Annotated in this window: 16 protein-coding genes; 5 read left to right on the plus strand and 11 right to left on the minus strand. The window is 69.1% G+C overall.

Annotated elements, in window-relative coordinates; translation table 11 throughout:
• Positions 1–7 precede the first annotated feature (7 nt).
• From G4Z16_RS25565 to G4Z16_RS25575, 3 genes are all read right to left on the minus strand, one after another.
• Positions 8–1,213, minus strand: coding sequence for a cysteine desulfurase-like protein (locus G4Z16_RS25565; protein ID WP_197352997.1), 1,206 nt, complete (start codon positions 1,211–1,213; stop codon positions 8–10).
• A 144-nt stretch (positions 1,214–1,357) separates the two neighbouring features.
• A complete protein-coding gene (locus G4Z16_RS25570) occupies positions 1,358–1,612 on the minus strand; it encodes a Txe/YoeB family addiction module toxin (RefSeq protein WP_197352998.1) in 255 nt (84 codons plus the stop codon).
• Positions 1,609–1,869, minus strand: a complete 261-nt coding sequence (locus G4Z16_RS25575; protein WP_197352999.1) for a type II toxin-antitoxin system Phd/YefM family antitoxin — start codon at positions 1,867–1,869, stop codon at positions 1,609–1,611. Before G4Z16_RS25575 ends, G4Z16_RS25570 begins: the two co-directional genes overlap by 4 nt.
• Before the next feature lie 214 nt (positions 1,870–2,083).
• Between G4Z16_RS25575 and G4Z16_RS25580 the strand changes: the two genes are divergently transcribed.
• The 3 genes from G4Z16_RS25580 to G4Z16_RS25590 all read left to right on the plus strand — a co-directional run bounded on the left by G4Z16_RS25580 (position 2,084) and on the right by G4Z16_RS25590 (position 6,046).
• Positions 2,084–2,650: a peroxiredoxin gene (locus G4Z16_RS25580; protein WP_246531064.1), complete on the plus strand. Its 567-nt coding sequence runs from the start codon at positions 2,084–2,086 to the stop codon at positions 2,648–2,650.
• Between the two features lie 133 nt (positions 2,651–2,783).
• Positions 2,784–5,003, plus strand: a complete 2,220-nt coding sequence (locus tag G4Z16_RS25585) for an NADP-dependent isocitrate dehydrogenase (protein ID WP_197353000.1) — start codon at positions 2,784–2,786, stop codon at positions 5,001–5,003.
• Between the two features lie 326 nt (positions 5,004–5,329).
• On the plus strand, positions 5,330–6,046 hold the full coding sequence (locus G4Z16_RS25590; RefSeq protein WP_197353001.1) for a class I SAM-dependent methyltransferase: 717 nt from the start codon (positions 5,330–5,332) through the stop codon (positions 6,044–6,046).
• A gap of 27 nt (positions 6,047–6,073) precedes the next feature.
• On the opposite strand, the gene G4Z16_RS25595 is transcribed toward G4Z16_RS25590, so the two are convergent.
• Entirely contained in the window at positions 6,074–7,279 is a 1,206-nt protein-coding gene (locus G4Z16_RS25595; protein WP_197353002.1) for an acyl-CoA dehydrogenase family protein, read from the minus strand.
• Between the two features lie 68 nt (positions 7,280–7,347).
• On the opposite strand from G4Z16_RS25595, the gene G4Z16_RS25600 reads away from it, so the two are divergent.
• Positions 7,348–7,992, plus strand: coding sequence for a TetR/AcrR family transcriptional regulator (locus tag G4Z16_RS25600; protein WP_197353003.1), 645 nt, complete (start codon positions 7,348–7,350; stop codon positions 7,990–7,992).
• A 74-nt stretch (positions 7,993–8,066) separates the two neighbouring features.
• Here the strand turns inward: G4Z16_RS25600 and G4Z16_RS25605 are convergent, their stop codons facing one another.
• The 4 genes from G4Z16_RS25605 to G4Z16_RS25620 all read right to left on the minus strand — a co-directional run bounded on the left by G4Z16_RS25605 (position 8,067) and on the right by G4Z16_RS25620 (position 13,696).
• Entirely contained in the window at positions 8,067–9,899 is a 1,833-nt protein-coding gene (locus G4Z16_RS25605) for a choline/carnitine O-acyltransferase (RefSeq protein ID WP_246531065.1), read from the minus strand.
• Between the two features lie 8 nt (positions 9,900–9,907).
• Positions 9,908–10,852, minus strand: a complete 945-nt coding sequence (locus G4Z16_RS25610; RefSeq protein ID WP_246531066.1) for a class I SAM-dependent methyltransferase — start codon at positions 10,850–10,852, stop codon at positions 9,908–9,910.
• Positions 10,853–10,971: 119 nt separating this feature from the next.
• Positions 10,972–11,841 (minus strand): HalD/BesD family halogenase, encoded by an 870-nt coding sequence (locus G4Z16_RS25615; protein ID WP_197353005.1) that lies wholly within the window; start codon positions 11,839–11,841, stop codon positions 10,972–10,974.
• Between the two features lie 493 nt (positions 11,842–12,334).
• Positions 12,335–13,696 carry an ABC transporter substrate-binding protein gene (locus G4Z16_RS25620; RefSeq protein WP_197353006.1) on the minus strand — a complete coding sequence of 454 codons (1,362 nt, stop codon included), beginning with the start codon at positions 13,694–13,696 and terminating at the stop codon, positions 12,335–12,337.
• A gap of 852 nt (positions 13,697–14,548) precedes the next feature.
• Here G4Z16_RS25620 and G4Z16_RS25625 point away from each other — a divergent pair.
• On the plus strand, positions 14,549–20,641 hold the full coding sequence (locus G4Z16_RS25625) for an Ig-like domain repeat protein (RefSeq protein WP_197353007.1): 6,093 nt from the start codon (positions 14,549–14,551) through the stop codon (positions 20,639–20,641).
• Between the two features lie 276 nt (positions 20,642–20,917).
• Here G4Z16_RS25625 and G4Z16_RS25630 read toward each other — a convergent pair whose 3' ends face one another.
• The 3 genes from G4Z16_RS25630 to G4Z16_RS25640 all read right to left on the minus strand — a co-directional run bounded on the left by G4Z16_RS25630 (position 20,918) and on the right by G4Z16_RS25640 (position 24,954).
• On the minus strand, positions 20,918–21,949 hold the full coding sequence (locus tag G4Z16_RS25630) for an acetamidase/formamidase family protein (protein ID WP_197353008.1): 1,032 nt from the start codon (positions 21,947–21,949) through the stop codon (positions 20,918–20,920).
• On the minus strand, positions 21,946–23,439 hold the full coding sequence (locus G4Z16_RS25635; RefSeq protein WP_246531067.1) for an APC family permease: 1,494 nt from the start codon (positions 23,437–23,439) through the stop codon (positions 21,946–21,948). The genes G4Z16_RS25630 and G4Z16_RS25635 overlap by 4 nt, the downstream gene beginning before the upstream one ends.
• A gap of 87 nt (positions 23,440–23,526) precedes the next feature.
• Positions 23,527–24,954: a cytochrome P450 gene (locus G4Z16_RS25640; protein WP_246531068.1), complete on the minus strand. Its 1,428-nt coding sequence runs from the start codon at positions 24,952–24,954 to the stop codon at positions 23,527–23,529.
• Positions 24,955–25,294: the final 340 nt, after the last annotated feature.

A 25,294-nucleotide genomic window follows, 5' to 3' on the forward strand; every position in this document is an offset into this window, starting at 1 on the left:
GACCCGCTCAGCGCAGGAAGTCCGCCAGACCCTCCAGCAGCCGGTCCACGTCCTCCGCGCTGTTGTACGGGGCCAGGCCCACGCGCAGCCCGCCGCCGTCGCCGAGCCCGAGACGGCGGGAGGCCTCGATCGCGTAGAAGGATCCGGACGGGGCGTTGATGCCGCGCTCCGCCAAGTGGCGGGAAGCGTCCCCGGTGTTGTGGCCGTCGTCGAAGGTGAGCAGCAGCGTGGGCGTGCGTACGGCGGCACGCGAGTGCTGACGGACGGCGGGGAGCCCGGCAAGGCCGCCCTCGATCCGCTGCAGCAGCGCGTCCTCGTGCTTCTCCAGCATCGAGTAGGCGGCGACGAGTTGCTCCCTGCGGTCGCGCTCCGGGTGTACTCCCGGCGCTGCGAGGACATCGACGGCGGCGCGTGCCCCGGCGAGGAGTTCGTAGGGCAGAGTGCCGAACTCGAAGCGCTCGGGAACGACGTCGGTGGACGGCAGCAGCTTGTCCGGAGCCAGCGTCTCCAGGAGCTCGGGGCGGGCGGCGAGCACTCCCATGTGCGGGCCGAGGAACTTGTAGGGGGAGCAGGCGAAGAAGTCCGCGCCCAGCGTCTCCAGGTCGATGAGGGAGTGCGCGGTGAGGTGGACGCCGTCGACGTAGAGCAGGGCGCCCGCGTCGTGGACCACCCGGGAGATCTCCGTGACGGGCGGGCGCGTGCCGATCAGGTTCGAGGCGCCGGTGAGCGCGACGAGGCGGGTGCGTCCGGAGAGGACTTCGCCGACGGCTTCGACCGTCAACTCGCCGTCCTCGGGGTCGAATTCGGCCCACCGCACGGTGGCGCCGGCCTGCTCCGCGGCCTGTATCCACGGGCGCACGTTGGAGTCGTGGTCCAGGCGCGTGACCACCACCTCGTCACCCGGCGACCAGGACTTCGCGAGCGTGCGGGAGAAGTCGTAAGCGAGTTGCGTGGCGCTGCGGCCGAAGACGACGCCGCGCGGGTCCGCGCCGAGCAGGTCGCCCAGCGCCTTCCGGGCCTCGGCGACGAGCGTCTCCGCGTTGCGCTCCGCGGGGTTGCCGTCGCCGCGGTTGGAGAGCGGACCGGCGAGCGCTTCCGCGACCGCTTCGATGACCGCACGCGGTGTCTGAGTACCGCCGGGCCCGTCGAAGAACGCCGTCCCGGTCGCGAGGGCGGGGAACTGGGCGCGGAAGAGGTCGATGTCGAACGGCATGCGGGCTCCGGCAGCGAGTGGACTTCGGGCGACGGCAGCCATGATCAAGCGTGGCGGCCGGTTTGGCCAGAGCTTCCAGGGCTCTCGTCGTATCGCCCGATACGCATCACGATCCCGCCCGCGACTTCACGACGCCCCCGCCGGTCAGTAGTGATACCGGGCCTGGGCCACGATGAGTTCGTCGCCTCTGGCTCGGTACACCAGCCGGCGCTCGTCGTCGATCCTCCGGGACCAGTAGCCGCTCAGGTCACCCTTGAGCGGCTCCGGTTTGCCGATCCCCGCGAACGGATCACGCTTGCGTTCCTCGATGAGCCGGTTGATGCGCTTGGTCATGCGACGGTCCGTCTCCGGCCAGTGGACATAGTCCGTCCACCCGTGCTCGGTGAATACGGTCTTCACTCGCTGTCGTCGACCTCGATCAGTTCGCGCGGTTCGGTCCTGCCCGCCTCGGCCTCGGCGATCGACTCGGACAGTCGCCTGGCGTTCGCGGGCGAGCGCAGCAGGTAGATCGTCTCCTGCCAGGAGGAATAATCTTCCTCCGACAGCAGCACGGCGTTGCCGTTACGGGAAGTGATGTGCACGGGAGCGCGGTCGTTGTTGACCTGCTCGATCAACGGGAACAGGTTCTTGCGAGCCTCGCTGGCGGTGATGGACACGGGTCACTCCCTTCCGGAGTACGAGAAGTAGTACCAGTGGCGAGTTCGGCCTGCCAGTCACGCTGATCCGACCCGGCGGACCTGTGCCCGAACACCTGCGGGTCTGCGCCGGTGGCGGCTTCGCGGGGCATGGTTGCCGGTCGGCACCGGACCACCGGGGGCTGACGTGCGCGGTCCGTCGGATGAGAGGCTCACGGCGGAAGGAGATGCAGCCGTGAACTTCTTGAACCTGCCCGCCGATCTGCCAGTGCCCGAGGACGACGGTGCCGCCCGGCACCTGCCCGGCACGGCGTTGCCGGACGTCGAACTGCTCAGCACGGCGGGGGAGTCGGTCCGCCTCGACGGGCTCGGCCCCGGCCGTACGGTCCTCTACGTCTACCCGCTCACCGGCCGACCTGGCAGGGACCTGCCCGAAGGCTGGGACGACATCCCGGGCGCCCGTGGCTGCACTCCCGAGTCGTGCGGATTCCGCGATCACCACGGGGAGCTGCTCGAGGCGGGCGCGGAAGCCGTGTTCGGTCTCTCCAGCCAGGACAGCGACTACCAGCGTGAGGCAGTGGAGCGGCTGCACCTGCCGTTCGCGATGCTCTCCGACCCGGACCGTCGCCTGGCCGCGGCACCGCTCGGCCTCCCCACGTTCGAAGCCGGCGGGATGCGGCTGTACAAGCGGCTCACGCTCGTCATCCGTGATGGCGCTGTGGAGCACGCCTTCTACCCGGTCTTCCCGCCCGACGAGCACGCGGCGCAGGTCCTGGCCTGGCTGCGAGACCACGCGGTGTGAGCGACCGGCCGACCCCGGCCGCCCGACGGCCGCCCGCGGGCCGGATCCGGGGGCGGGTGTCCGGGGAGGCGCCAGGACCAGATATCTTGATATCGAGACGACGTAGACGTGGAGCACGTGGAGCGGAGTACCGGTGACTGACTCGACCATCATCTATACGGACACCGACGAGGCCCCGGCCCTGGCGACGTATTCGTTCCTGCCTGTGGTCAGGGCGTACGCCTCGACGGCGGGGGTCGGTGTCGAGAGCCGCGACATCTCCCTGGCCGGGAGGATCCTCGCCCAGTTCCCCGAGCGTCTGGAGCCCGGGCAGCGCGTGGAGGACGCCCTCGGCAATCTCGGTGAGCTGGCCAGGACGCCCGAGGCGAACATCATCAAGCTGCCGAACATCTCGGCGTCCATCCCGCAGCTGAAGGCGGCGGTCGCCGAGCTTCAGGAGAAGGGCTTCGCGCTGCCGGACTACCCGGACGAGCCGAAGACCGACGAGGAGCGCGACATCCGCGCCCGCTACGACAAGGTCAAGGGCAGCGCCGTGAACCCGGTGCTCCGCGAGGGCAACTCCGACCGCCGCGCGCCGGCGTCGGTGAAGAACTACGCCCGGTCCAACCCGCACCGCATGGGCGCCTGGTCGGCCGAGTCGAAGACGAACGTCGCGCACATGGACGGCGACGACTTCCGGTCCACCGAGAAGTCCGTGATCGTCCCCACCGACGGCTCACTGCGCATCGAGCTGGCCGCCGACGACGGCAGCACCACCGTTCTGCGCGAGTCGGTTCCCGTGCTCGCCGGCGAGATCGTCGACGCATCGGTGATGCGCGTCGCGGCGCTCCGTGAGTTCCTGACGGCGCAGGTCGCACGCGCCAAGGCCGAGGGCGTGCTGTTCTCGGTGCATCTGAAGGCCACGATGATGAAGGTCTCGGACCCGATCATCTTCGGCCACGTGGTCCGCGCCTTCTTCCCGAAGACGTTCGCGGAGTACGGCAAGACCCTCGCCGAGGCGGGCCTGACCCCGAACGACGGCCTGGGCGGCATCTTCAAGGGCCTGGAATCCCTGCCCGAGGGCGCGAAGATCAAGGAGTCCTTCGAGGCGGAGCTCGCCGAGGGTCCGGACCTCGCGATGGTCGACTCCCACCGCGGCATCAGCAACCTGCACGTGCCGAGCGACGTCATCGTCGACGCCTCCATGCCGGCCATGATCCGTACATCGGGCCACATGTGGAACAAGGACGACCAGGAGCAGGACACCCTCGCCGTCATCCCGGACAGCAGCTACGCCGGGATCTACCAGGCCGTGATCGAGGACTGCCGCGCCAACGGCCAGTACGACCCGTCGACGATGGGTTCCGTGCCCAACGTCGGCCTGATGGCGCAGAAGGCCGAGGAGTACGGCAGCCACGACAAGACCTTCGAGATCCCCGCTACCGGCACCGTGCGGGTCCTCGACGGCGACGGGAACGCCGTACTGGAGCAGGCCGTCAGCACGGGCGACATCTTCCGCATGTGCCAGACCAAGGACATCCCCGTCCAGGACTGGGTCAAGCTCGCAGTCAGCCGCGCCCGCGCGACCGGCGACCCCGCGGTGTTCTGGCTCGACCAGGGCCGCGCGCACGACGCGAACCTCATCGCGAAGGTCGAGCAGTACCTGCCGCAGCACGACACGGAGGGCCTGCGCATCGAGATCATGGCGCCCGTCGACGCGATCGCGTTCTCCCTGGAGCGCATCCGCCGCGGCGAGAACACGATCTCCGTCACGGGCAACGTGCTGCGCGACTACCTGACCGACCTGTTCCCCATCCTGGAACTGGGCACCAGCGCCAAGATGCTCTCCGTCGTACCGCTCATCAACGGCGGCGGGCTCTTCGAGACCGGCGCGGGCGGCTCGGCGCCCAAGCACGTGCAGCAGCTCGTCAAGGAGAACTACCTGCGCTGGGACAGCCTCGGTGAGTTCCTGGCGCTCGCGGTCAGCTTCGAGCACCTCGCGCAGAAGACGGACAACGCGCGCGCCCAGATCCTCGCCGACACCCTGGACCGTGCGACGGCGACCTTCCTGCACGAGAACAAGTCCCCGACGCGCAGGCTCGGCGGCCTCGACAACCGCGGCAGCCACTTCTACCTGGCCCTGTACTGGGCGCAGGAGCTGGCGGCGCAGACCGAGGACACGCAGCTCGCCGCGGCATTCGCCGACCTTGCCCGCACGCTGGGCGAGCAGGAGCAGGCCATCGTCGACGAGCTGATCGCGGTGCAGGGTTCGCCCGCGGACATCGGCGGCTACTACTGGCCGGACGCGGCGAAGGCGTCGGCCGTGATGCGTCCCTCGAAGATCTTCAACGAGGCGCTCGCGGCGCTCGGCTGAGGCCGGACCGGTCCTCGCGGACGCGTGAACACGTGGGCCGTGCCCTCCCGCAGCGGAGGGCACGGCCCACGTGCCGTTCACGGGTGCGGCAAGTGCTGCCCTCCATCGGCAGCGGTCACGCGGGTGGTGGGTGAGGACGAACACCGGTGCGTGAAACGGCGGTTCGGAGCCCCACCGCCCGCTCTCGCCCCATCCCGGGGCCCGGATACGAAAACGCCGAATGACATGGCCGGTTGGCCGGTGACCTCGTCCACGCGCGTTCCGTCCGGTGCGGAAGTCCGGATTCATCGCAGCAGCCCCGGGTGCACCGTCGTTACGCTTCACGTATGGCTCCTTCTGCCGGTCCCGCCAGTTCCGCCAGTTCCGCCGGTTCTGCCGGATCCGCCCGCCCGGTGGTGCACACGTACTGGGAGACCGCCGGCGCGACGATGACCTTCACGCATCCCCTCGACCAAGGGCTGCTGGAGCGGTACGTGCCCCGCGACGCCCGGATTCTCGACTACGGGTGCGGCTACGGACGGCTGACGGCGCGGCTGGAGGAACTCGGCTACGGCGACGTGCAGGGCGTGGACCCTTCCGCGGCGATGATCGAGCGCGGATTGCGCGAACATCCGGGGCTCAAGCTGACCCGGCAGACGGCGCTGCCCCTGCCTTTGGCCGAGGACTCCTTCGACGCGGCGCTGCTGTTCGTCGTGCTGGGCGTCGTCCCGGGCGACGCGGACCAGAACGCGCTCGTCGCGGAACTCGCCCGGCTGATCAGACCCGGAGGCGTGCTCTACCTCAGCGATGTTCCCCTTCAGGACGACGAGCGCCACTTACGCCGCTACGAGGAGGCCGTGGCCTCGGCCCCGTACCGCGCCTACGGCACCTTCTCCACGCCCGATGGAGGGCTCTTCCGGCACCACCGGCCCGAGCAGCTCCGGGCACTGCTGCACGGCAACGGCTTCGTCGTCGAGGAGGAGCGAACGGGGGCGGCCGCCACACTCCACGGGCACACCGCACGCAGCGTCCAGGTCGTCGCCCGCCGAGCGCCCGCCCCGTGAGGCCGCGGCGCTCCGGCGGCGCGTGAATCAGCGGAACGCGGCCTCGCCGGTGAGTGCCTGGCCGATCACCAGCTGGTGCACCTCTGAGGTGCCCTCGTAAGTGAGCACGGACTCAAGGTTGTTGGCGTGCCGCATGACCGGATACTCCAGGGTGATCCCGGCGGCGCCGAGCATGGTGCGGCACTCACGGGCGATGGCGATCGCCTCGCGGACGCTGTTGAGCTTGCCGAGGCTGACCTGCTCCGGACGGAGCGAGCCGGCGTCCTTGAGGCTTCCGAGATGCAGCGCCAGCAGCATCCCCTTGCCCAACTCCAGTGACATGTCGGCGAGTTTGGCCTGCGAGAGCTGGTAGGCGGCCAGCGGCTTGTCGAAGATCTCCCGCTGCCGGGCGTATTCGAGGGTGGTCTCCAGGCAGTCGCGTGCGGCGCCGAGCGCGCCGAAGACGATGCCGTAGCGCGCCTCGTTGAGGCAGGAGAGCGGGCCGGAGAGGCCGACGGCGTCGGGGAGCACCGCCGATTCGGGCAACCGGACGCCGTCCAGGACGAGTTCGGACGTGACCGAGGCGCGCAGCGACATCTTCTTCTTGATCTCGGGCGCCGAGAATCCGGGGGTGCCCGCCGGGACGACGAAGCCGCGGACCTTGTTTCCCGGGTCGTCCGTCCTCGCCCACACCACGGCCACGTCGGCGACGGACCCGTTGGTGATCCACATCTTGGTGCCGTCCAGCACCCAGTCGGAACCGTCGCGCACCGCGCGGGTGCGCATGCCGGCCGGGTTGGAGCCGAAGTCCGGCTCGGTCAGGCCGAAGCAGCCGATCGCGTCACCGGCCGCCATCGACGGCAGCCACTGCTGCTTCTGCTCCTCGCTGCCGTACTTCCAGATCGCGAACATGGCGAGGGAGCCCTGCACAGACACCAGGGACCGCAGCCCCGAGTCGCCCGCCTCCAGCTCCATGCACGCCAGCCCGTAGGCGGTTGCGGTGGTGCCCGCGCAGCCGTAGCCGTCCAGGTGCATGCCGAGGACGCCCAACGAGCCCAGTTCCTTCGCCAGTTCGCGCACGGGGAGCGACCCGGTCTCGTACCAGTCGGCGAGTTGGGGCTTCACCTTCTCCTCGACGTACTGCCGCACCGTGTCCCGGATCGCGCGGTCCTCCTCGCCGATCAGGGCTTCGGTGCCGAAGAGGCCGAGCGGGGTCTGGGGTGTCACGGGCGGCACGGAGGTCTCCTCGTCCATCGAACGGCGTTAGGTTTCTGCCTGCGCGCACGTTAACCTTACGGCGTTAGTTTTCACAAGGAGCCCCGATGCCACGCCCGAAGTCGCCGCTGCTCAGCCGGGAGCGGATCCGTGACACCGCGCTGGAGCTGATCGACTCCGAGGGCATCGGCGCGCTCTCCATGCGGAACCTCGCCCTGAGGCTCGATGTGAAGGCCGCCTCGCTCTACAGCCACTACCCCAACAAGGACGCCGTGCTGGACGCAGTGGCCAACCTGCTCACCCGCCAGGTGGACACCTCCGCCTTCGAGCGCGGCTGGCGCGAGGGCCTGGAGACATGGGGCAGGTCGTACCACGCGGCACTCAGCAGACACCCCAACGCCGCCCCGGTCGTGGCCGCCGGCACCGGCAGGCGCGAGGACTTCCTCGCCATGGCCGATGCCGTGCACGGAGGGCTCGTCGGGGACGGCTGGCCCCCGCGCTGGGCCACGATGATCGCCGCCTCCGTGAAGTACCTCGTCATCGGAGCAGCCACCACACCCTTCGCGAGCGGCTTCGCCGACGACACGCGTGTCTACTTCGAGCGCTATCCCAACCTCGTGCAGGCACATCTGATCCCGGCACACGCCGAGGAGATCGACAGCGACAGCTTCGAACTCGCCCTGGACAGCCTGCTCGTGGGGCTCGAACCGCTGCACGCCTCGCTGACGTCCGCACGGCCCGCGGGGGAGTGACCCGCCCGCACACGAGGGCGGGCGGACCGTCCCCGCGACGGCCCGCCCGGCCCCTCTTCGCTCTCGGCCCGGTGCTACTCGGCCAGCAGCTCCCGCAGTTCACCCACGGCGTCACGGAGCTTCTCCGCGAACGTGTGCATCTGGTCCGCCACCGTGAGCGGAGTGCTCAGGTAGAGGTTGAAGCGTTCCGGAAGCAGCACGTAGGCGACGCCGATGCAGCGGCTGCTCGTCGAACCGAACCCGAAGAACTGGATGTTGGTGGACGGCGCGGAGCTGGTGCTCAGATAGTCCTCCCGCATCTTCAGCCAGCCCGCGCTGCGGAACAGCGAGGGCTGCTCGTTCACACCGAGCTCCGCGCCGCGGCGGCGCTGGATCAACTCCAGCTCCCACAGGTGCTGTTCGGGAGCCTCGACGGCCTGGCACTCCTTGGCGCGCGTCACGTGCGCGGTCGCGGCCGCACGGAAGGCGGTGCGCCGCGTCTCCGTGTCCGCCTCCGGGTCATCCATCGCGTCCACGAACGCGCACATCTCCGGGGTCACGACTCGCATTGCCTCCGTGCGGCCGTGCTTGTACTGCCGCGTGGCGATCGACTCGTACGTGGCGCCCAGATGGCCCTTGGCGCGCTGGTGGGCGAGCTGGTAGGCGACCTGCACGAAGGCGTCGGGTGAGACTCCGAGCGCCTTGGCCTGGTTGCTGCCGAAGTCGTCGAAGGAGACGGTGCGCGTCGCGGTGCTCCGTCCGTACTCCGCGAACGCCTCGGCGGCCGAACGCACTTGCGCCCGAAGGGTCTCGTCGAGACGGAACTCCACGGGCCGGACCGCCGGTGACCCCTGGGCACGCGCACCGGACTGCTCGGAGTGCACCGCCCCCGGAACGGGCAGCAGCGCGTCGACGAAGCTCAGGATCGTGGTGCCGTCCAACTGGCAGTGCTCGACGTTCAGCCCGGCACGGCCGTCCTCGAAGACGACGAACGAGACGGCCTTGTCGAACCAGCGGTTGCCGCGGTCCCCGTACAGCAGCTCGTCGCACGCCTCCTGGACGCCGGACGGGGCGAAGTCCTCCAGGCACACGCAGAACAACGCGTCCTCGACGGTGCGGAGGGACTCGGCGTTGCCCGGGTCGAGGTCCAGCAGCGACGCCCGCGCCCTCGCCCAGTCCGCGCGGGCCATGGTGGTGAGGTGACCGACGGAGGCGCCCGCGCCCGCCGGCTCGGCGCCCGCCTTCATCACCTCTCGCAGCCCCGCCTCCAGATCCTCGAGGCTGTGCGGAGCACCGCCCTCACCGATGACGTCCATCCGGAAGGTGTTGCCGCGGAAGAACACCAGGATGTGCCGCTCCCGCGACGGGCCGGGCCGCTCCGCCGAGTAGGGAGTGCGGGAGGTGTCCTGCTCCACGCCCGGGATGCGCGTGCTGGAGAAGAGGTACTTCAGCTGCTCCATCGACTGAGGCTGCCCCCGCTGAACCACGGGCGGGATCAGTTCCTCGTCGATCTGCCGCTTGAAGTCGAGCGCGCCGGCGATGAGCCCCGCCGCCCTCTCCACCTGCGACTCGTCCGAATCCCTGAAGAGGAAGAAGAAGTTGGCGTTCAGAGCGATCCGGTCGCGTCGCCCCAGATAGCGGTACGGCCAGAACGTGTCGAGCCAACTGTGCACGCCCTCCGAGGAGTTGTACTCCTCCAGCGCCGCCTGCAGAACCTGCCCCGGGCCGTCGGGGTCGAGGAAGGCCGCCACCTCAGCCTCGGACGCGGCGAGTTCACCCGGGGAGAGCAGCGGCGCGCACCAGGCGAGGAGCCTCTCGCAGCTCGCCTCGAGCGTGGGCAGCGGCACGCGCGGCAGCGCGTCCTCCTGCGCGAAGGTGGGGGTGGTCGTGGCGCTTCCCTGAGGCGCGCTTCCCTGACTGGTGTTCACTTGCGCTTTCACTCCGGTTCGTCGGTGGGTGGTGTGGCGGGGGAGGCCGGTGTCCCGGGCGTGGCCGCGCTCTCCCGCGCGAGCCGTTCCGGGGACCAGGGCCATCCTGCGGTGCCGGACGGACGGGAAAGATACAGCCGCGCGTACAGCCAGCCGTCGGCCTCCAGTCCGTCCGCGTCGACTCCGGCTTCCTTCATCGTCTCCAGTACCTGCGTCTGCTCCTGCGGCGAGGCGAACCGGCGCTGCCGGAAGACGTCGTCGACGCGGACAGTGCTGTATCCCAGCTCCTCCAGCGCCCGCTCGACGGGGTCGAACGGGAACATGCGCAGCACGAAGTGCGCCATCCAGGGCAGTTGGCCGCCCGTGGAGCGGACGATACGCGTAAGAGTGCGCTCGGTGACATATCCGATGCAGCCCGTGGAGATGACCAGATCCGTGCCGGCGAACTGCGCGCGCTGCCGCGGCGACGGCTCGTCATGCTCCAGGTTCGCGTGGACGGCGTCGTCGAGGAACCCCGCTTCGAGGGCGTACGCGAGCGCACTGCCGGAGGTGTCCAGACCCACGAAGCGGACCGGACGCGCCGGTCTGTGCGACCGTGCCAGCTTGCGGTCGCGGGCCAGCAGCGCCTCGGAGGTCTCCTCGGCGCGGGCACGGCCACCGGCGCCGGACTCGCCGCCGAGGTGCTCGTCGCAGTAGCGGGCGTAGAGCGCGTCCATCGTCACGTCGTACTTGAGCAGTGCGGCGTTGATGCCGTACGAGCAGCCGATGTCCAGCACCTTGGGCACCGCCACCTGCCGCGCGTCGCGGTACTCCTCCATGAGCTTGGCGAAGTAGGGCTTGGCCTGCTGAGGAACGCAGTAGTCGAGCTCGCGCAGCTCCCTGAAGTAGGCACGCGGATCGGGCCTGTTGTAGATGTGGTCGAGCGTGACTTTCCCGGTGGCGTCGAAGCGCACGGATTGCTCCTGTGGGGGTGGCAGGGTCGCAGGGGTGTACTGGTGGTGCGGCGCGGCATGGGAACCGGTGAGGCCGTCCGGCAGTGGCGGCCCTCGGCAGCCGGCCGCCCGGCCGGTCGCTAGTCGAGCAGCCGGTCGCCGCGCACGGCGCGGCCCTCGGCCTCCAGATGCTCCGGCAGCACACGCCCGAAGAGCTGCCGGGTGCGGGAGACGCTTCCGACGACGCCCGGGCGCTCGCTGTAGGCGAAGATCGCCGAGTGTCGGGCGAAGCCGCCCCGCACGGGGCTGACGCGGTGCAGGGAGAAGCGGCCCTTGAACAGCTGCAGATCCCCGGGACGCAGAAGCAGGCGGCGCGTCAACTCCTCGCCCCTGCCCTGGAGTACGTCACGCACTCCGTCGAAGTTCTCCTCCTGAGCGGTCCGGATGTTGGGGCAGTACTCGAACACCCCGCCCACCTGGGCCTCTTGGGTGAGCATGCTGACGGTGAACTCGTTGGTGTCGAAGTGCCAGGGGTGTTCCATCCCGGGCTCGACGACGTTGAGCACCAGTCCGGACAGCGGGTCGGCCAGCTCGTGCAGCTCGCCGAGTTCGAAGCAGCCCGCGATGAAGCGCTTGAACGTCTCGTCGGAGTAGAGACGGCTGATGAGGGACCCGGCGGGAATCCTGTCGCGGGGGACGAAGGCGTTGCCGCGCTCGAAGGCCATGCGTCCCGGATGGTCCTCGGGCAGGTCCGGGCCGACGGCCATGTTGTAGACGTTGACCGTGGCGACGTCGAAGTGCGCCCGGGGCGCCATGTCCGCGCACTCCTGCTGCAGCGTCTCCTGCAGGGAGGGGCGGATGAAGTCCGGCAGTACGGTGCAGCCGTCGGCCAGCAGATCCTCCCTGGCCCGGGAGAGGACGGCGCGCGCCCCGGCGCTGTCGAGGTCCGTGAGGGGATACCGGTCCGTGTCGACCAGTTCCTCCAGTGTGGTGGCTTCCGAAGTGCTCATCCGATCCTCTCCCGCCTGCGGGGCCGGCCGTCCGAGCCGGACGTCCAGGCAGGGTTCGCCGGGCACCTGCCGGCGAAGCTTGGGGGAGCCACCCGGCACACGCCCGCGCACGGGTCGACGGCAGCCGGCGCGGCCCGCCACCTGACGGGACCTCACACTCGGATCGCAGCAACTCTACTGATGAGTAACGGAGTTGAAGCTCCCACATCCGCGCCTGCGTGTCTGTGACACGTCACACGGTCGTCACATCGCACGCGGCGAACGAGTACGGATCAGCGTGGTCCGGGGGCGGTGAGGCGAGCAACACCGGGGGAGGGGAGGCGACTTCGAGAGACGATTGGGGGGCTCCGGGGAGAGGGGAGCTGCGCGGCGCAGCCGGGAACGGACCCGCTGCCTCACCCAGGGGCGGTGGTCGTCCCCCTGTGTCGCGTGCGGAAGGTCCGTTCCCGGTCGGTCGAACCGGGCGTCGCGCTGAGCTGTCGGTGCGCGGGACTCAGCCCGTGGTGCCGGTGGCCGACGCGTCCAAGTACGCCTTGGAGGCTGCCTGGTCGAGCTTCTGGGCCGTCTTCTCCGGGTCCGACGGGTCGCGGATGAACTCCTGCAGCAGCTGCCATTCGCCCGCTCCGGGCTTGCCGCCGAAGTCGCCCGGTGCCTGGTCGGACATGTCGAACTGCACGGCCTCGCCCGCGTCCACGAGGGACTTGGCGACCTTGCGGGTGGTCTCGTCCGGATAGGCGTTGAGGTTCAGGTTGATGTTGGGCGAGAGGAATCCGCCCTGCTTGGCCCAGATCTCGGCTGCCTTCGGGCTGGCCAGGTACTCGATGAAGGACATCGCCAGGTCCTTGTTCTTGCCGGACTTCATGGCGACGGCGGCGTCGCCGCCGCTGATCACGGGCGCCTGCTTGTCCTTGCCCACCGGCGGGAAGGAGAAGAAGTCGGCGTCGTCGTCGACCTTCCTCTTGAACGCCCCGGATATGATCCCTGCCACGAAGTCGCCCTCGTAGACCATCGCGGCCTTGGGCTTCTTGCCGTAGACGGCGCCGACGGACTCGTTGAGGTCGGTGCGCAGGGCCTCGTTCCCGCCGCCGGCCACGAGCTTGTTGTCCTTGAACAGCTTGCCGAAGGTCTTCAGGGCCTTGATGACGGTGGGGTCCGTCCAGCCGATCTCGTTCGTGGCCAGCTTGGCGTAGTTGGCGGGCCCTGCCTGCGCGAGGTAGATGTTCTCGAACCAGTCGGTGAGCGGCCAGGCGTCCTTCCCGGCCACGGAGAAGGCGGGGGTGCCGGCCCTGGCCAGCTTTCCGCCGCTGTCGATCATCTCCGCGTAGGTCTTCGGCGGGACCACGTCGGCCTTCTCGAACGCCTTCGGGTCGTACCAGACCGTCGACTTGTGCGACGCCTTGTAGTAGAGGCCGTAGAAGATCCGCCGGACGCTGCCGTAGTTCTGCCAGACGAGGGCGAAGTTGCGGGCGGCCTCCAGCTCGACCCTCGGCGGAAGCGGCTCGAGCCACCCCTTCTGCGCGAACTGCTGCAGCACACCCACCTGCGGCACCATCGCCACGTCCGGAACCTTGCCGCTCTTGAGCAGGTCACGGATGAAAAGGGCGAAATCGTCCTGCCCTTGCTCGCGGCTCGAGGCGAACTTCACCTTGGCGCCCGTCTTCTTCGTGAAGCCGTCGAGCACCTTTCTGAAGTTCTGCCCTTCGGCGTCGGCCCAGGTGCCGGCGACCGTGAGGGTCTGGCCGCTGAACTCCTGTTCACCGGACGCGCTGTTCAGGCCGCTGCACGCAGTCGCCGTAATGGTGAGAGCGGCTGCGGCGGCCGCAAGGCGCGATACCGCAATGCGAGGTCTTTTCATGATTTCTCTTTCAAGGCAGCTTACGCGGGTGCTGAAGTCGCCGATCCACCAATTCGCAGTGGAGCCGGAAGTGCTGTCGCGGAGCAGTCGCCGGCGGCTCAGGAGCGGTGAAGCAGGGGCGCCTGGTCCGGGGCGGTGCTCGAGCTCGCTGTTCAACTGTCCGTCGCCACGCGAGGTGGAGCTTTCGGGCGGGCTTCCCCAGTGAGCGCAGACTGCCGCCGTACGGGCATCGCTCACGGCGCAGATCTGACCCGTAACGGGAGAACCGTCAGACGGGCTGGTCTGACCCGACCGGTTCGCGGGGTGTACGCGCCTGACAACGTAGTGCAGTCAGTAGCCCTGGAAAACGGTTGTGCCGCAATGCGACGTAAAAATCTACTCGCGAGTCGTCATCGGCGAGCGACCGCTTACCACCTTCAGCACGAAAAGTGACAACGGGAACCGGCAACTCGTATACGAAGAACACGATGAAGACATGAAGGACATGGATCTGATGAAGGACATACGTCAGTGAACACGGCCACGCCGGACCACGTGAAGCGGTCGGCGTGGATTTTTCCCGGATTGCCGCCGCGAGTGCTTGCGAATGGCCGCTGAGGAGGGCCGAGGGCGGGTGCGGCGGGAGCCGGGGTGGAGTGCGGCAGCTGCCGGCGGTGGCGGCGGCGGTCGTGACGTGACGGGGCGGTGGCGGTGACGGGGGCCGTGGTGACAGGGGAGGCGCCTGTGCCGCCTCGCGGTTGGACGCCTTCGCGGTCGTGATCTTCCGAGTCAGGTGCGGCTCCGCGACAGGGGCGTACTCCGGCGCGTACCGGCGCAGCTGATGCCTTCATGGGATTGTCCTATTCACTCCGTATGCATCATCTGCCAGATTTCACTCCTTTCGGGGTATGTATCCGGTTCGCTTTCATTGCTGGCAAGAGGCAATGGGCTTCACTCCGTCAACTGTCCGGTCGGCCCTCCCCTGCCGTGCTCCCAAGCGCGGGCGGGGAGTTGACGATGCCGCGTCCCGTGCGAGTGAGGCCTCCGCCCTGGAATCATCTGCGGAGGAGCTGCGTCATGCCCGCACCAACGATCAGTGTCGTTCAACCAACAAGGGCTTCTGCCGGCCAGACCGTCCAACTCACGGGCTCCAACTTCACAGGTGCCACTGCCGTGAAGTTCGGCAACACCAATGCCACCTTCACGGTGGTCAACGATGTAAGGATCAACGCCACCGTTCCCGCGGGAAGCGGCACGCTCCTGATCACCGTGGTCAACCCCAGCGGCACCAGCAACGGCGAGGCGTTCACCTACACCGGGACGCCCGGCGCGAGAATCACGGCCATCAGCCCGGCGGCCACCGGACCTACTGCCGGCGGCAACGTGGTCACGCTCGTCGGCTCCGGTTTCACCGGTGTGACTGCCGTGAAGTTCGGAAACATCAACGCCACCAGCTACAACGTGGTCGCCTCCACGGTGATCAACAACGTCGTCGTGCCTCCCGGAAACCCCGGTACGGTGCTGGTCACGGTCGTGACCGCCGCCGGGCCGGGCGGCGGCTTCGCCTACGACTACGTCGGCGTGCCGTCGTCGACGACGACGCTGATCGACGCGCCGGATCCGTCGGTGGTGGGTGAGCCGGTGACGTTCACGGCGACGGTCGCGCCCGTCCCTCCCAACATGGGCACTCCCACCGGGACGGTCACGTTCAACTTCGGTGACGGCAGTCCGGCGGTTGTCGCGCCGTTGGTCGGTGGTGTGGCGACGACCTCGCATGCCTACACCACGACCGCAGGCTCTCCCTTCAGTGCCAGCGCCACCTACAGCGGTGACGTCAACTTCACCGGCTCATCCGGTGCCGCCAGCCACACCGTCAATGCGGCGGCGACGACGACGGCGCTGACTGATGTGCCGGATCCGTCGGTGGTGGGGCAGTCGGTGTCGTTCACGGCGACGGTCTCGCCTGTCGCTCCTGGTGCGGGCACTCCCACCGGGACGGTCACGTTCAACTTCGGTGACGGCAGTCCGGCGGTTGTCGCGCCGTTGGTCGCTGGTGTGGCGACGACCTCGCATGCGTATGCGACCACGACGGGTTCGCCGTTCACGATCAGCGCCTCCTACGGGGGTAGCGCCAGCTTCTCTGGCTCTGCGGGGTTGGGCAGCCATGCGGTGAATGCGGCTGCGACGACAACGGCGTTGACCGATGTGCCCGACCCGTCGGCGGTGGGGCAGTCGGTGAACTTCACGGCGACCGTCTCGCCTGTCGCTCCGGGCGCGGGGACTCCTACCGGAACCGTCACGTTCAACTTCGGTGACGGCAGTCCCGCGGTTGCGGTGCCGTTGTCCGGTGGTGTGGCGACGACCTCGCATGCGTATGCGACGACGACGGGTTCGCCGTTCCCGATCAGTGCGAGCTATGGCGGTAGTGCCAACTTCACGGCCTCGGCGACGGCTCCGGGTCTGACGCACACGGTCAACCAGGCGGCGACCACAACGGCGTTGACCGATGTGCCCGACCCGTCGGTGGTGGGGCAGTCGGTGAACTTCACGGCGACCGTCTCGCCGGCTGCTCCGGGTGCGGGGACTCCTACCGGAAGTGTCATTTTCGATTTCGGTGACGGCAACACGTCGGCTCCGGTGCCGTTGGTCGGTGGCGTTGCCACCACCAGCCACACCTACACCACCACTGCCGGCTCCCCGTTCACGCTCACTGCCACGTACGGCGGCGACTCCAACTTCACCGGGTCGGTGGGGCTGGGCACCCATGCGGTCAACCAGGCGGCGACGACGACGGCGTTGACGGATGTGCCGGATCCGTCGCTGGTGGGTGAGCCGGTGACGTTCACGGCGACGGTCTCGCCCGTTGCTCCTGGTGCGGGTACGCCGACGGGGACGGTGGTCTTCGACTTCGGTGACGGCAGTCCAACTGTCCCTGTGCCGCTGGTCGGTGGCGTTGCCACCACCAGCCATGCGTACGCCACCACAGTCGGCTCACCGTTCACCGCCTCCGCTGCCTATGGCGGTAGTGCCAACTTCACTGGCTCTGTGGGGTTGGGCAGTCACTCGGTGAATGCAGCGGCGACGACGACGGCGCTGACTGATGTGCCGGATCCGTCGGTGGTGGGGCAGTCGGTGTCGTTCACGGCGACGGTTTCGCCTGTCGCTCCGGGTGCGGGTACGCCGACGGGGATGGTCACGTTCAACTTCGGTGACGGCAGTCCGGCGGTTGTGGTGCCGTTGGTCGGTGGTGTGGCGACGACTTCGCATGCGTATGCGACGACGACGGGTTCGCCGTTCCCGATCAGTGCGAGCTATGGCGGTAGTGCCAACTTCACGGCCTCGGCGACGGGTCCGGGTCTGACGCACACGGTCAACCAGGCGGCGACGACAACGGTGTTGACTGATGTGCCGGATCCGTCGGTGGTGGGGCAGTCGGTGTCGTTCACGGCGACGGTTTCGCCTGTCGCTCCGGGTGCGGGTACGCCGACGGGGATGGTCACGTTCAACTTCGGTGATGGCAGTCCGGTGGTTGTGGTGCCGTTGGTCGGTGGTGTGGCGACGACTTCGCATGCGTATGCGACGACGACGGGTTCGCCGTTCCCGATCAGTGCGAGCTATGGCGGTAGTGCCAACTTCACGGCCTCGGCGACGGGTCCGGGTCTGACGCACACGGTCAACCAGGCGGCGACGACAACGGTGTTGACTGATGTGCCGGATCCGTCGGTGGTGGGGCAGTCGGTGTCGTTCACGGCGACGGTCTCGGCCTCTGCTCCTGGTGCGGGTACGCCGACGGGGACGGTGGTCTTCGACTTCGGTGACGGCAGTCCAACTGTCCCTGTGCCGCTGGTCGGTGGCGTGGCGACGACCAGCCACGCGTACACCACGACGACGGGTTCGCCGTTCGCCCTCACTGCTACCTACGGCGGTGACTCCAACTTCACCGGGTCGGCCGGGTTGGGCACCCATGCGGTCAACCAGGCGGCGACAACGACGGCGTTGACCGATCTGCCGGACCCGTCGGTGGTGGGTGAGCCGGTGACGTTCACCGCCACCGTCTCGCCCCTCGCTCCGGGCGCAGGCAGTCCTACCGGAACCGTCACGTTCGACTTCGGTGACGGCAACACCTCCGCCCCGGTGCCGTTGGTCGGTGGTGTGGCCACCACCAGCCACGCGTACGCCACCACAGTCGGCTCCCCCTTCGCCCTCACGGCCTCATACAGCGGTGACAGCAACTTCACCGGGTCGGTCGGGCTGGGCAGCCATGCGGTGAACCAGGCGGCGACGACGACAGCGTTGACCGATCTGCCGGACCCGTCCGTGGTGGGTGAGCCGGTGACGTTCACCGCCACCGTCTCGCCTGTCGCTCCGGGTGCCGGGACTCCCACCGGAAGCGTCACGTTCAACTTCGGTGACGGCAGTCCCGCGGTTGTGGTGCCGTTGGTTGCCGGTGTGGCGACGACCTCGCATGCGTATGCCACGACGACGGGTTCGCCGTTCACGATCAGTGCGAGCTATGGCGGTGACGCCAACTTCACGGGCTCGGCGACGGGTCCGGGTCTGACGCACACGGTCAATGTGGCGGCGACGACAACGGTGTTGACGGACGTGCCGGACCCATCCGTGGTGGGTGAGCCGGTGACGTTCACCGCCACCGTTGCACCGGTCGTTCCGGGTGCGGGTACGCCGACGGGGACGGTGGTCTTCGACTTCGGTGACGGCAGTCCAACTGTCCCTGTGCCGCTGGTCGGTGGCGTGGCGACGACCAGCCACGCGTACACGACGACCACGGGTTCGCCGTTCGCTCTGACCGCTACCTACGGCGGTGACTCCAACTTCACGGGTTCCGCGGGGTTGGGCAGCCATGCGGTGAACCAGGCGGCGACGACGACGGTGTTGACTGATGTGCCGGATCCTTCGGTGGTGGGTGAGCCGGTGACGTTCACCGCGACTGTCTCGGCCTCTGCTCCGGGTGCGGGTACGCCGACGGGGACGGTGGTGTTCGACTTCGGTGACGGCAACATGTCTGCTCCGGTGGCACTGGTTGCCGGCGTGGCGACGACCTCGCATGCGTATGCCACGACGACGGGTTCGCCGTTCGCGCTCACTGCCACGTACAGCGGTGACTCCAACTTCACCGGTTCGGTCGGGTTGGGCAGCCATGCGGTGAATCAGGCGGCGACGACGACGGTGTTGACGGATGTGCCGGATCCGTCGGTGGTGGGTGAGCTGGTGACGTTCACCGCGACTGTCTCGGCCTCTGCTCCGGGTGCCGGGACTCCTACCGGAAGCGTCACGTTCAACTTCGGTGACGGCAGTCCCGCGGTTGTGGTGCCGTTGGTTGCCGGTGTGGCCACCACGAGTCACGCGTATGCGACCACTGCCGGCTCGCCGTTCGCCCTCACTGCTACCTACGGCGGTGACTCCAACTTCACCGGGTCGGTCGGGTTGGGCAGCCATGCGGTGAACCAGGCGGCGACGACGACGGCGTTGGCGGATGTTCCGGATCCGTCGGTGGTGGGTGAGCCGGTGACGTTCACGGCGACGGTCTCGGCCTCTGCTCCGGGTGCGGGTACGCCGACGGGTACGGTGGTGTTCGACTTCGGTGACGGCAACATGTCTGCTCCGGTGGCACTGGTTGCCGGTGTGGCCACCACGAGTCACGCGTACGCGACCACGACGGGTTCGCCGTTCGCCCTCAGTGCCACGTACAGCGGCGACGCCAGCTTCACGGGCTCCGTGGGGACGGGCAGTCACACGGTCGATCCGGCGGAGACGACGACGGCTTTGGCCGACACGCCGGATCCGTCGGTGGTGGGGCAGTCGGTGAGCTTCACGGCGACGGTCTCGGCCTCTGCTCCTGGTGCGGGTACGCCGACGGGGACGGTGATCTTCGACTTCGGTGACGGCAACATGTCTGCTCCGGTGCCGTTGGTCAGCGGCGTGGCGACCACGAGTCACATCTACACCGCCACGGCGGGCTCGCCGCTCGCCCTCACGGCCTCATACAGCGGTGACAGCAACTTCAACGCGTCTGTGGGGTTGGGCAGCCATGCGGTCGATCCGGCGGAGACGACGACGGCGTTGACCGATCTACCGGATCCGTCGCTGGTGGGTGAGCCGGTGACGTTCACGGCGACGGTCTCTCCGGTCGCTCCCGGTGCGGGTACGCCGACGGGCACGGTGATCTTCGACTTCGGTGACGGCAACACGTCGGCTCCGGTGCCGTTGGTCAGTGGTGTCGCTACGACCAGCTACCCGTATCCGACAACGGTCGGCTCCCCGTTCACGATCAGCGCCATCTACAGCGGTGACGCCAACTTCACGACCTCGACCACGTCTCCGGGCCTGACCCACACGGTCAATGTGGCGGCGACGACGACCAGCGTCTTCGACGATCTGCCGGATCCGTCGGTGGTGGGTGAGCCGGTGACCTTCACCGCCCACGTCACGCCGGTCGCTCCGGGTGCGGGTACGCCGACGGGGACGGTCACCTTCGACTTCGGTGACGGTTCTCCGACGGTGCCGGTGGCGCTGGTCGGTGGTGTCGCCACCACCACGCACACGTACACCACGGCGACCGGATCCCCCTTCACGGTCACCGTCACGTATGGAGGTGACAGCAACTTCACCGGGTCCTCCGGTGCGGGCGGCCACACGGTCAACGCGGCGAATACGGCCACGGTGCTGACGGATCTGCCGGACCCGTCGGTGGTGGGTGTGCCCGTGGCGTTCACTGCGACGGTGTCGGCGGTGCCTCCCGGCGTGGGCATCCCCACGGGGACGGTCACGTTCGACTTCGGTGACGGCAGTCCGACGGTTGCGGTGCCGCTGGTCCTCGGTGTCGCGGCCACCACGCACACCTACACCACAACGGTGGGTTCGCCGTTCTCGCTGACGGCCACGTACGGCGGCAGCGGCAGTTTCACCACCTCCGTGGGGACGGGCAGTCACACCGTGCTGCTGTGATGTCGGGCTCTCATCGGCCTTGATCCGCCGGTGAGTTGCCGTCCCTGGGGCGCGGCGGCAAGTCTCTTGCCGGGACTTGCCGCCGCGACTCCCATACGGTCTGGGCACTGGCTCGGTGCGCAAGTCCCCGAAATGGCGAGGCTCCTGGCTCACGCCGGTGCCGGCGATCAATGCCGGCGCAGGCGGCCAGGGGCCTCGCTTCGCGCGCTGTGTTCCTGAGCCGACTCCCGCAGGGACTCAGGTCCCGAACGAGACCCAGGACGCAGCGGCAGGGCGTCAGCGCGCCGCGAGATACCGCGCCGCGGCGTCCCGGAGCCGCTCGTGCATTCCGTCGTACGCCTTGGCACTCCCCAGCACGGCCTTCGGAAGCTTCGCGACCATCGTGTAGTTGGTGTCGCACACGTTGGCGGCCGGGGCCAGTCCGGCCTGGCTGACGAGCTGATAGGCGTCGAGCTGGTCGAGACCGAGGAGTGAGGCGGTCCAGCCGACCAGGTCGTGCTGGCTGATGCGGAACGCATCCTCGAGCGGGCGGGCATGGCCCGTGGTGATGAGGAAGCCGTCGTTCTCGAGCCGGGGCGCGGCCGGAGTCCGCCCCTTGATCAGATCCACGATCAGCACCGTGTTCATCGCCGTCTCGACCGCCGTGCCGCAGACCTCGCCCTCGCCCTGGCGTGCGTGGCCGTCGCCGACGGAGAGCAGCGCCCCGGGAACGTTGACCGGGAAGTACGCGGTCGTGCCGGCCCGCATCTCCGGAGTGTCCATGTTGCCGCCGTGCGCGGCCGGCGTGATGCTCATGAGCGTCTCGCCGGCCGCGGGCGCGACGCCGACCGTTCCGTGCATCGGGTCCAGGGGGAGGTCGAGTTCGAGGCCGCTGCGGCGGGCGCGGAAGCGGCATGTTCCGGCCGCGGAGTCGATCTCGTACACCCACACACGCTCCTCCAGCGGCTCGTGAAGCATGGCCGTCGCGTGTGTCGCCGTGAGTGCGCCGAAGTGCGGGAAGGTGCTGGAGACGCCCCAGTCCCGTGCCGGGGAGATGTCGGCGAAGTGCACCGCGAGGGTGTCTCCCGGTTCGGCGCCCGTGACGGCGACCGGGCCGGTCACCGGATTGAGGTACGGGAACGTGCACACCCTGCTGGGCAGATCCTCATGGGCCCGCACGGCGCCACCGAAGCAGTCCTCTGTGCTCAACTCCACGACCGTGCCCGGCTCGACGGTCAGCAGCGGCTCGTGTCCGCCGAAGCTGTAGGCGAGCTGTTCCGGAGTGGGCCTCAGGGATACGGCACCCCGGAAGCCGTCGTCGGAGGTCATGCGTCCTTGTCTCCTTCGGGTGGCGAGGCGGGCGAACCGTCCCTCGGCGAACCGTCCTTCGGCGAAGCAGCGACCTGCTCCATGGCGGACAGGGCCGGCCTTCGCCCGATCACGATGAGGCCCGCGAGCACCGCCAGGCCGGCCGCCAGCCACACGAACCCGAGCCGCTGGGCGGCGACTTGGGCGTTGACGACGACGTAGGCCAGGATCGCGAAGCCGATGACGGGCGCGGCCAGGTGCGCCCAGTACCTCCGGCTCCGGCCCCGTACGACGTAGTGCGTGACGACGGACACGTGAAGGACGAGGAACCCGCTCAGCGCACCGAAGTTGACCAGGGTGCTCAGCAGCGTGATGCCGTCGCTGCGTGCCGCCATGGCGATACCGAGCACCAGCGAGCCCGCGGCAACCAGCAGCGTGGCGTTGACCGGGACACCGTGCCTGCGGTGCACCTTGGCCAGGAAGGGCGGCAGTTGGCGGTCGCGGGCCATGGCGTACAGCAGCCGCGACGTGGCGGCCTGCGCGACAAGGGAGTTGGCGAAGCCCCACGCGATGGCGGTGGACGCCGCGGTGAGGCCCGCGAGCCAGCCGCCGGCCGCGTTGCGTGCGGCGTCGTAGAAGGCGGTCCCGCCGGGGTCGCCCTCGGCGACGAGCTTGCCCGGGTCCTCGACCAGCAAGGAGGCGACCCAGGTCTGGGCGATGAAGAGGGCCGCGGCGAGCACCAGTGCGGCGACCATGGCGCGTCCGATGGCCCGCGCCGACTCCTTGTTCTCCTCGGCCAGCATGGAGATCCCGTCGAAGCCGAGGAAGCTGAGCACCGCGACCGACACCGCGCCGAAGACCAGGGGCCAGGAGAAGCTCCCCGCGTCGTACAGGGGCGTGAAGGAGAAGCCGTGCCCTTTGCCCTGCGCGAGGGCGGTGATCCCGACGGCCAGGAAGACGACCAGGACGGCGAGTTCGCCGACGAGCATGACCTTGTTCACCTTGGCGGTCATCTCGATGCCCATGTAGTTGACGACCGTGTTGAGCACCACGAAGCCCGTCAGCCACACCCACACGGGCACCGCGGGCACCAGGGTGTTCATCGCGACGCCGGAGATCAGGTAGAGCAGGCCGGGCACGAGGACGTAGTCGAGAAGGATCATCCAGCCCGAGATGAAGCCGACCGGGGCTGCGATGCCGCGTCCGGCGTAGGAGTAGACGGAACCCGCCATCGGGAAGGCGCGCGACATCTGCGCGTACGACAGGGCCGTGAACATCATGGCGACCATGCCGACCGCGTAGGCGAGCACGACCATGCCGCCGGAGCCCTGGAAGACGCTGCCGAAAATGCCGAAGGGGGCGATCGGCACCATGAAGACCAGCCCGTAGACGAGCAGATCCCAGAAGCTGAGCGAGCGGTGGAGCTGCTGCTCGTAGCCGAACTGCTCGACGCCGCTTTCGCTGCCTCCGCCGCTGCCCCTGGCGCGTCCCGCGGACGAAGAACCGGCCACCCGCCCCACTCCCTCCCCCGGGGCCCCGCGTCGAGGGAGTCCCGGGGACGAGGGTAGGGGCGGCGGGCCCGGCGGCGTAAGGGTGCGTCAGGCGCTGGTCACGGGGCCCTTCGCCGGGCCGCCGCTGCCGTCCTGCGGGGCGATGTCGAACTGCAGCGAACGGATGCGGTTGTCGAAGCTGGAGGGCACCAGGTCCGGCAGGCCCACGGCTCGCATCGCGACGGAGTCGGTGAGCAACTGCCTGAAGAGCGCCTTGAGTTCCTGGCGGGCGAGGTGCGCGCCGAGGCAGTAGTGCGGGCCGCCTCCGCCGTAGCCGAGGTGGGGGTTGGGGTCGCGGGTGATGTCGAAGGTGCCGGGGTCGGTGAAGACCGCCTCGTCGCGGTTGGCGGAGGCGTAGTACATCGCCACCGTCTCGCCCTTGCGCAGCGTGCGGCCGCCCATGACGTGGTCGGTGCGCAGCGTGCGGCGGAACTGGATGATGGGGGTCGAGCACCGGACGATCTCGTCCACGGCGGTGTCCGCGTACTTCTCGAAGTCGCTCTCCCACAGCTCCCGCTGCTCGGGATCGGCACTGAGCAGGGCCAGGCCGTGCGAGATCGCATTGCGGGTCGTCTCCACCCCGGCGACCATCAACAACGTGAAGAACGCGCCGAGTTGGCGGTTCCCCAGGCACTGACCGTCGACATCCGCGGTGACCAGCGCGGAGATGAGGTCGTCGGTCGGGTGGCGCCGGCGCTCCCTGGCGAGCATCGCGATCATGATGTGCATACGGGCCAGCGCCCGCAGGCCCTTGCCGGGGATGCGGAACTTCGCGCCCGCTCCGCGCCGTACGCCGATGTTCTCGGAGGCGTCGTTGAGCTGGGCGAGGATGCGGGGCCGGTGCCGCTGGGGGATGCCCATCATGTTGCACACGACCTCGCAGGGCACCAGCGAGGCCACGGCCGTCACGAACTCGCGGGAGGGCTGCCGCACCGCGTTCCCGACGACGGTCGCGACGACCTGCTCGATGTCCTTCTCGGCGCCCGCCAGCAGCCTGGGACTGAACGCCCGCGAAATGATCTTCCGCAGCTTGGCGTGGTCGCTGCCGTCGACGTTGACCATGGACTCCCCGAAGAGGGCCTTCACCCATGGCGCGGGATGCGGCGTGGTGACACCGGGCGCGCTCCCGAACACGGCGGCGTTGCGGCTGGCTTCCTGCACGTGCTCGTGCCTGACGAGAGCGTAGAACCCCGGCTGCTGCCGCTTGCGCAGGGTGTGCTGCGGCTGTGCGAAGTACGTGGGCGCCTCCCGCTGGCGCAGCACGGCGAACACCTGGTGCCGCTGGTCGTGCGGCAGTTGCCAGAACCGCGGGTCGGCGGGGTTCGTGTCCGGCGGCAGGCCCGCCGCCTCGAAGGCCTCGGCCGCCTCCGAGGCGGCGGCTCCCGCCGCGGCCGCCGCGGAGGAAGGGGCTTGCGGTGCGGCCGCGGCTTCGGGCCCTGCCGAGGATGCGGACGCGGTGTGGGGTGGCATGGTCATCTTCTCCAGTCGTCGTGGAACGGATCGCCCCGCCCGGCCTGCGCACCGGCGGGGCGTGAGTCTCCGGCAGCAGCTTGGGACCGGCGGGCCGCTCCACGGCGTGCGCCACACCGCCGCGACCCGGACGGCCCTGTGCGGGAGGGCCACGACGGCACCCCGGATCCCTGTCGGCGGTGGCCTGCCACGGCCTGCGCGGTCCACCCGCCGGCGCCGGTCCGATACGGGCCCGACGCGGACCCGGACACCGGCTCGACGCGGGCCCGGTTCCGGTGCCCGCGCGGGCCGTGCCGGTCCGGCGAGGGGCCACGGCAGACCGTGCTTCGCCCCCGTAAACCATCAC

The organism is Streptomyces bathyalis, from assembly GCF_015910445.1.
GTDB lineage: Bacteria > Actinomycetota > Actinomycetes > Streptomycetales > Streptomycetaceae > Streptomyces > Streptomyces bathyalis.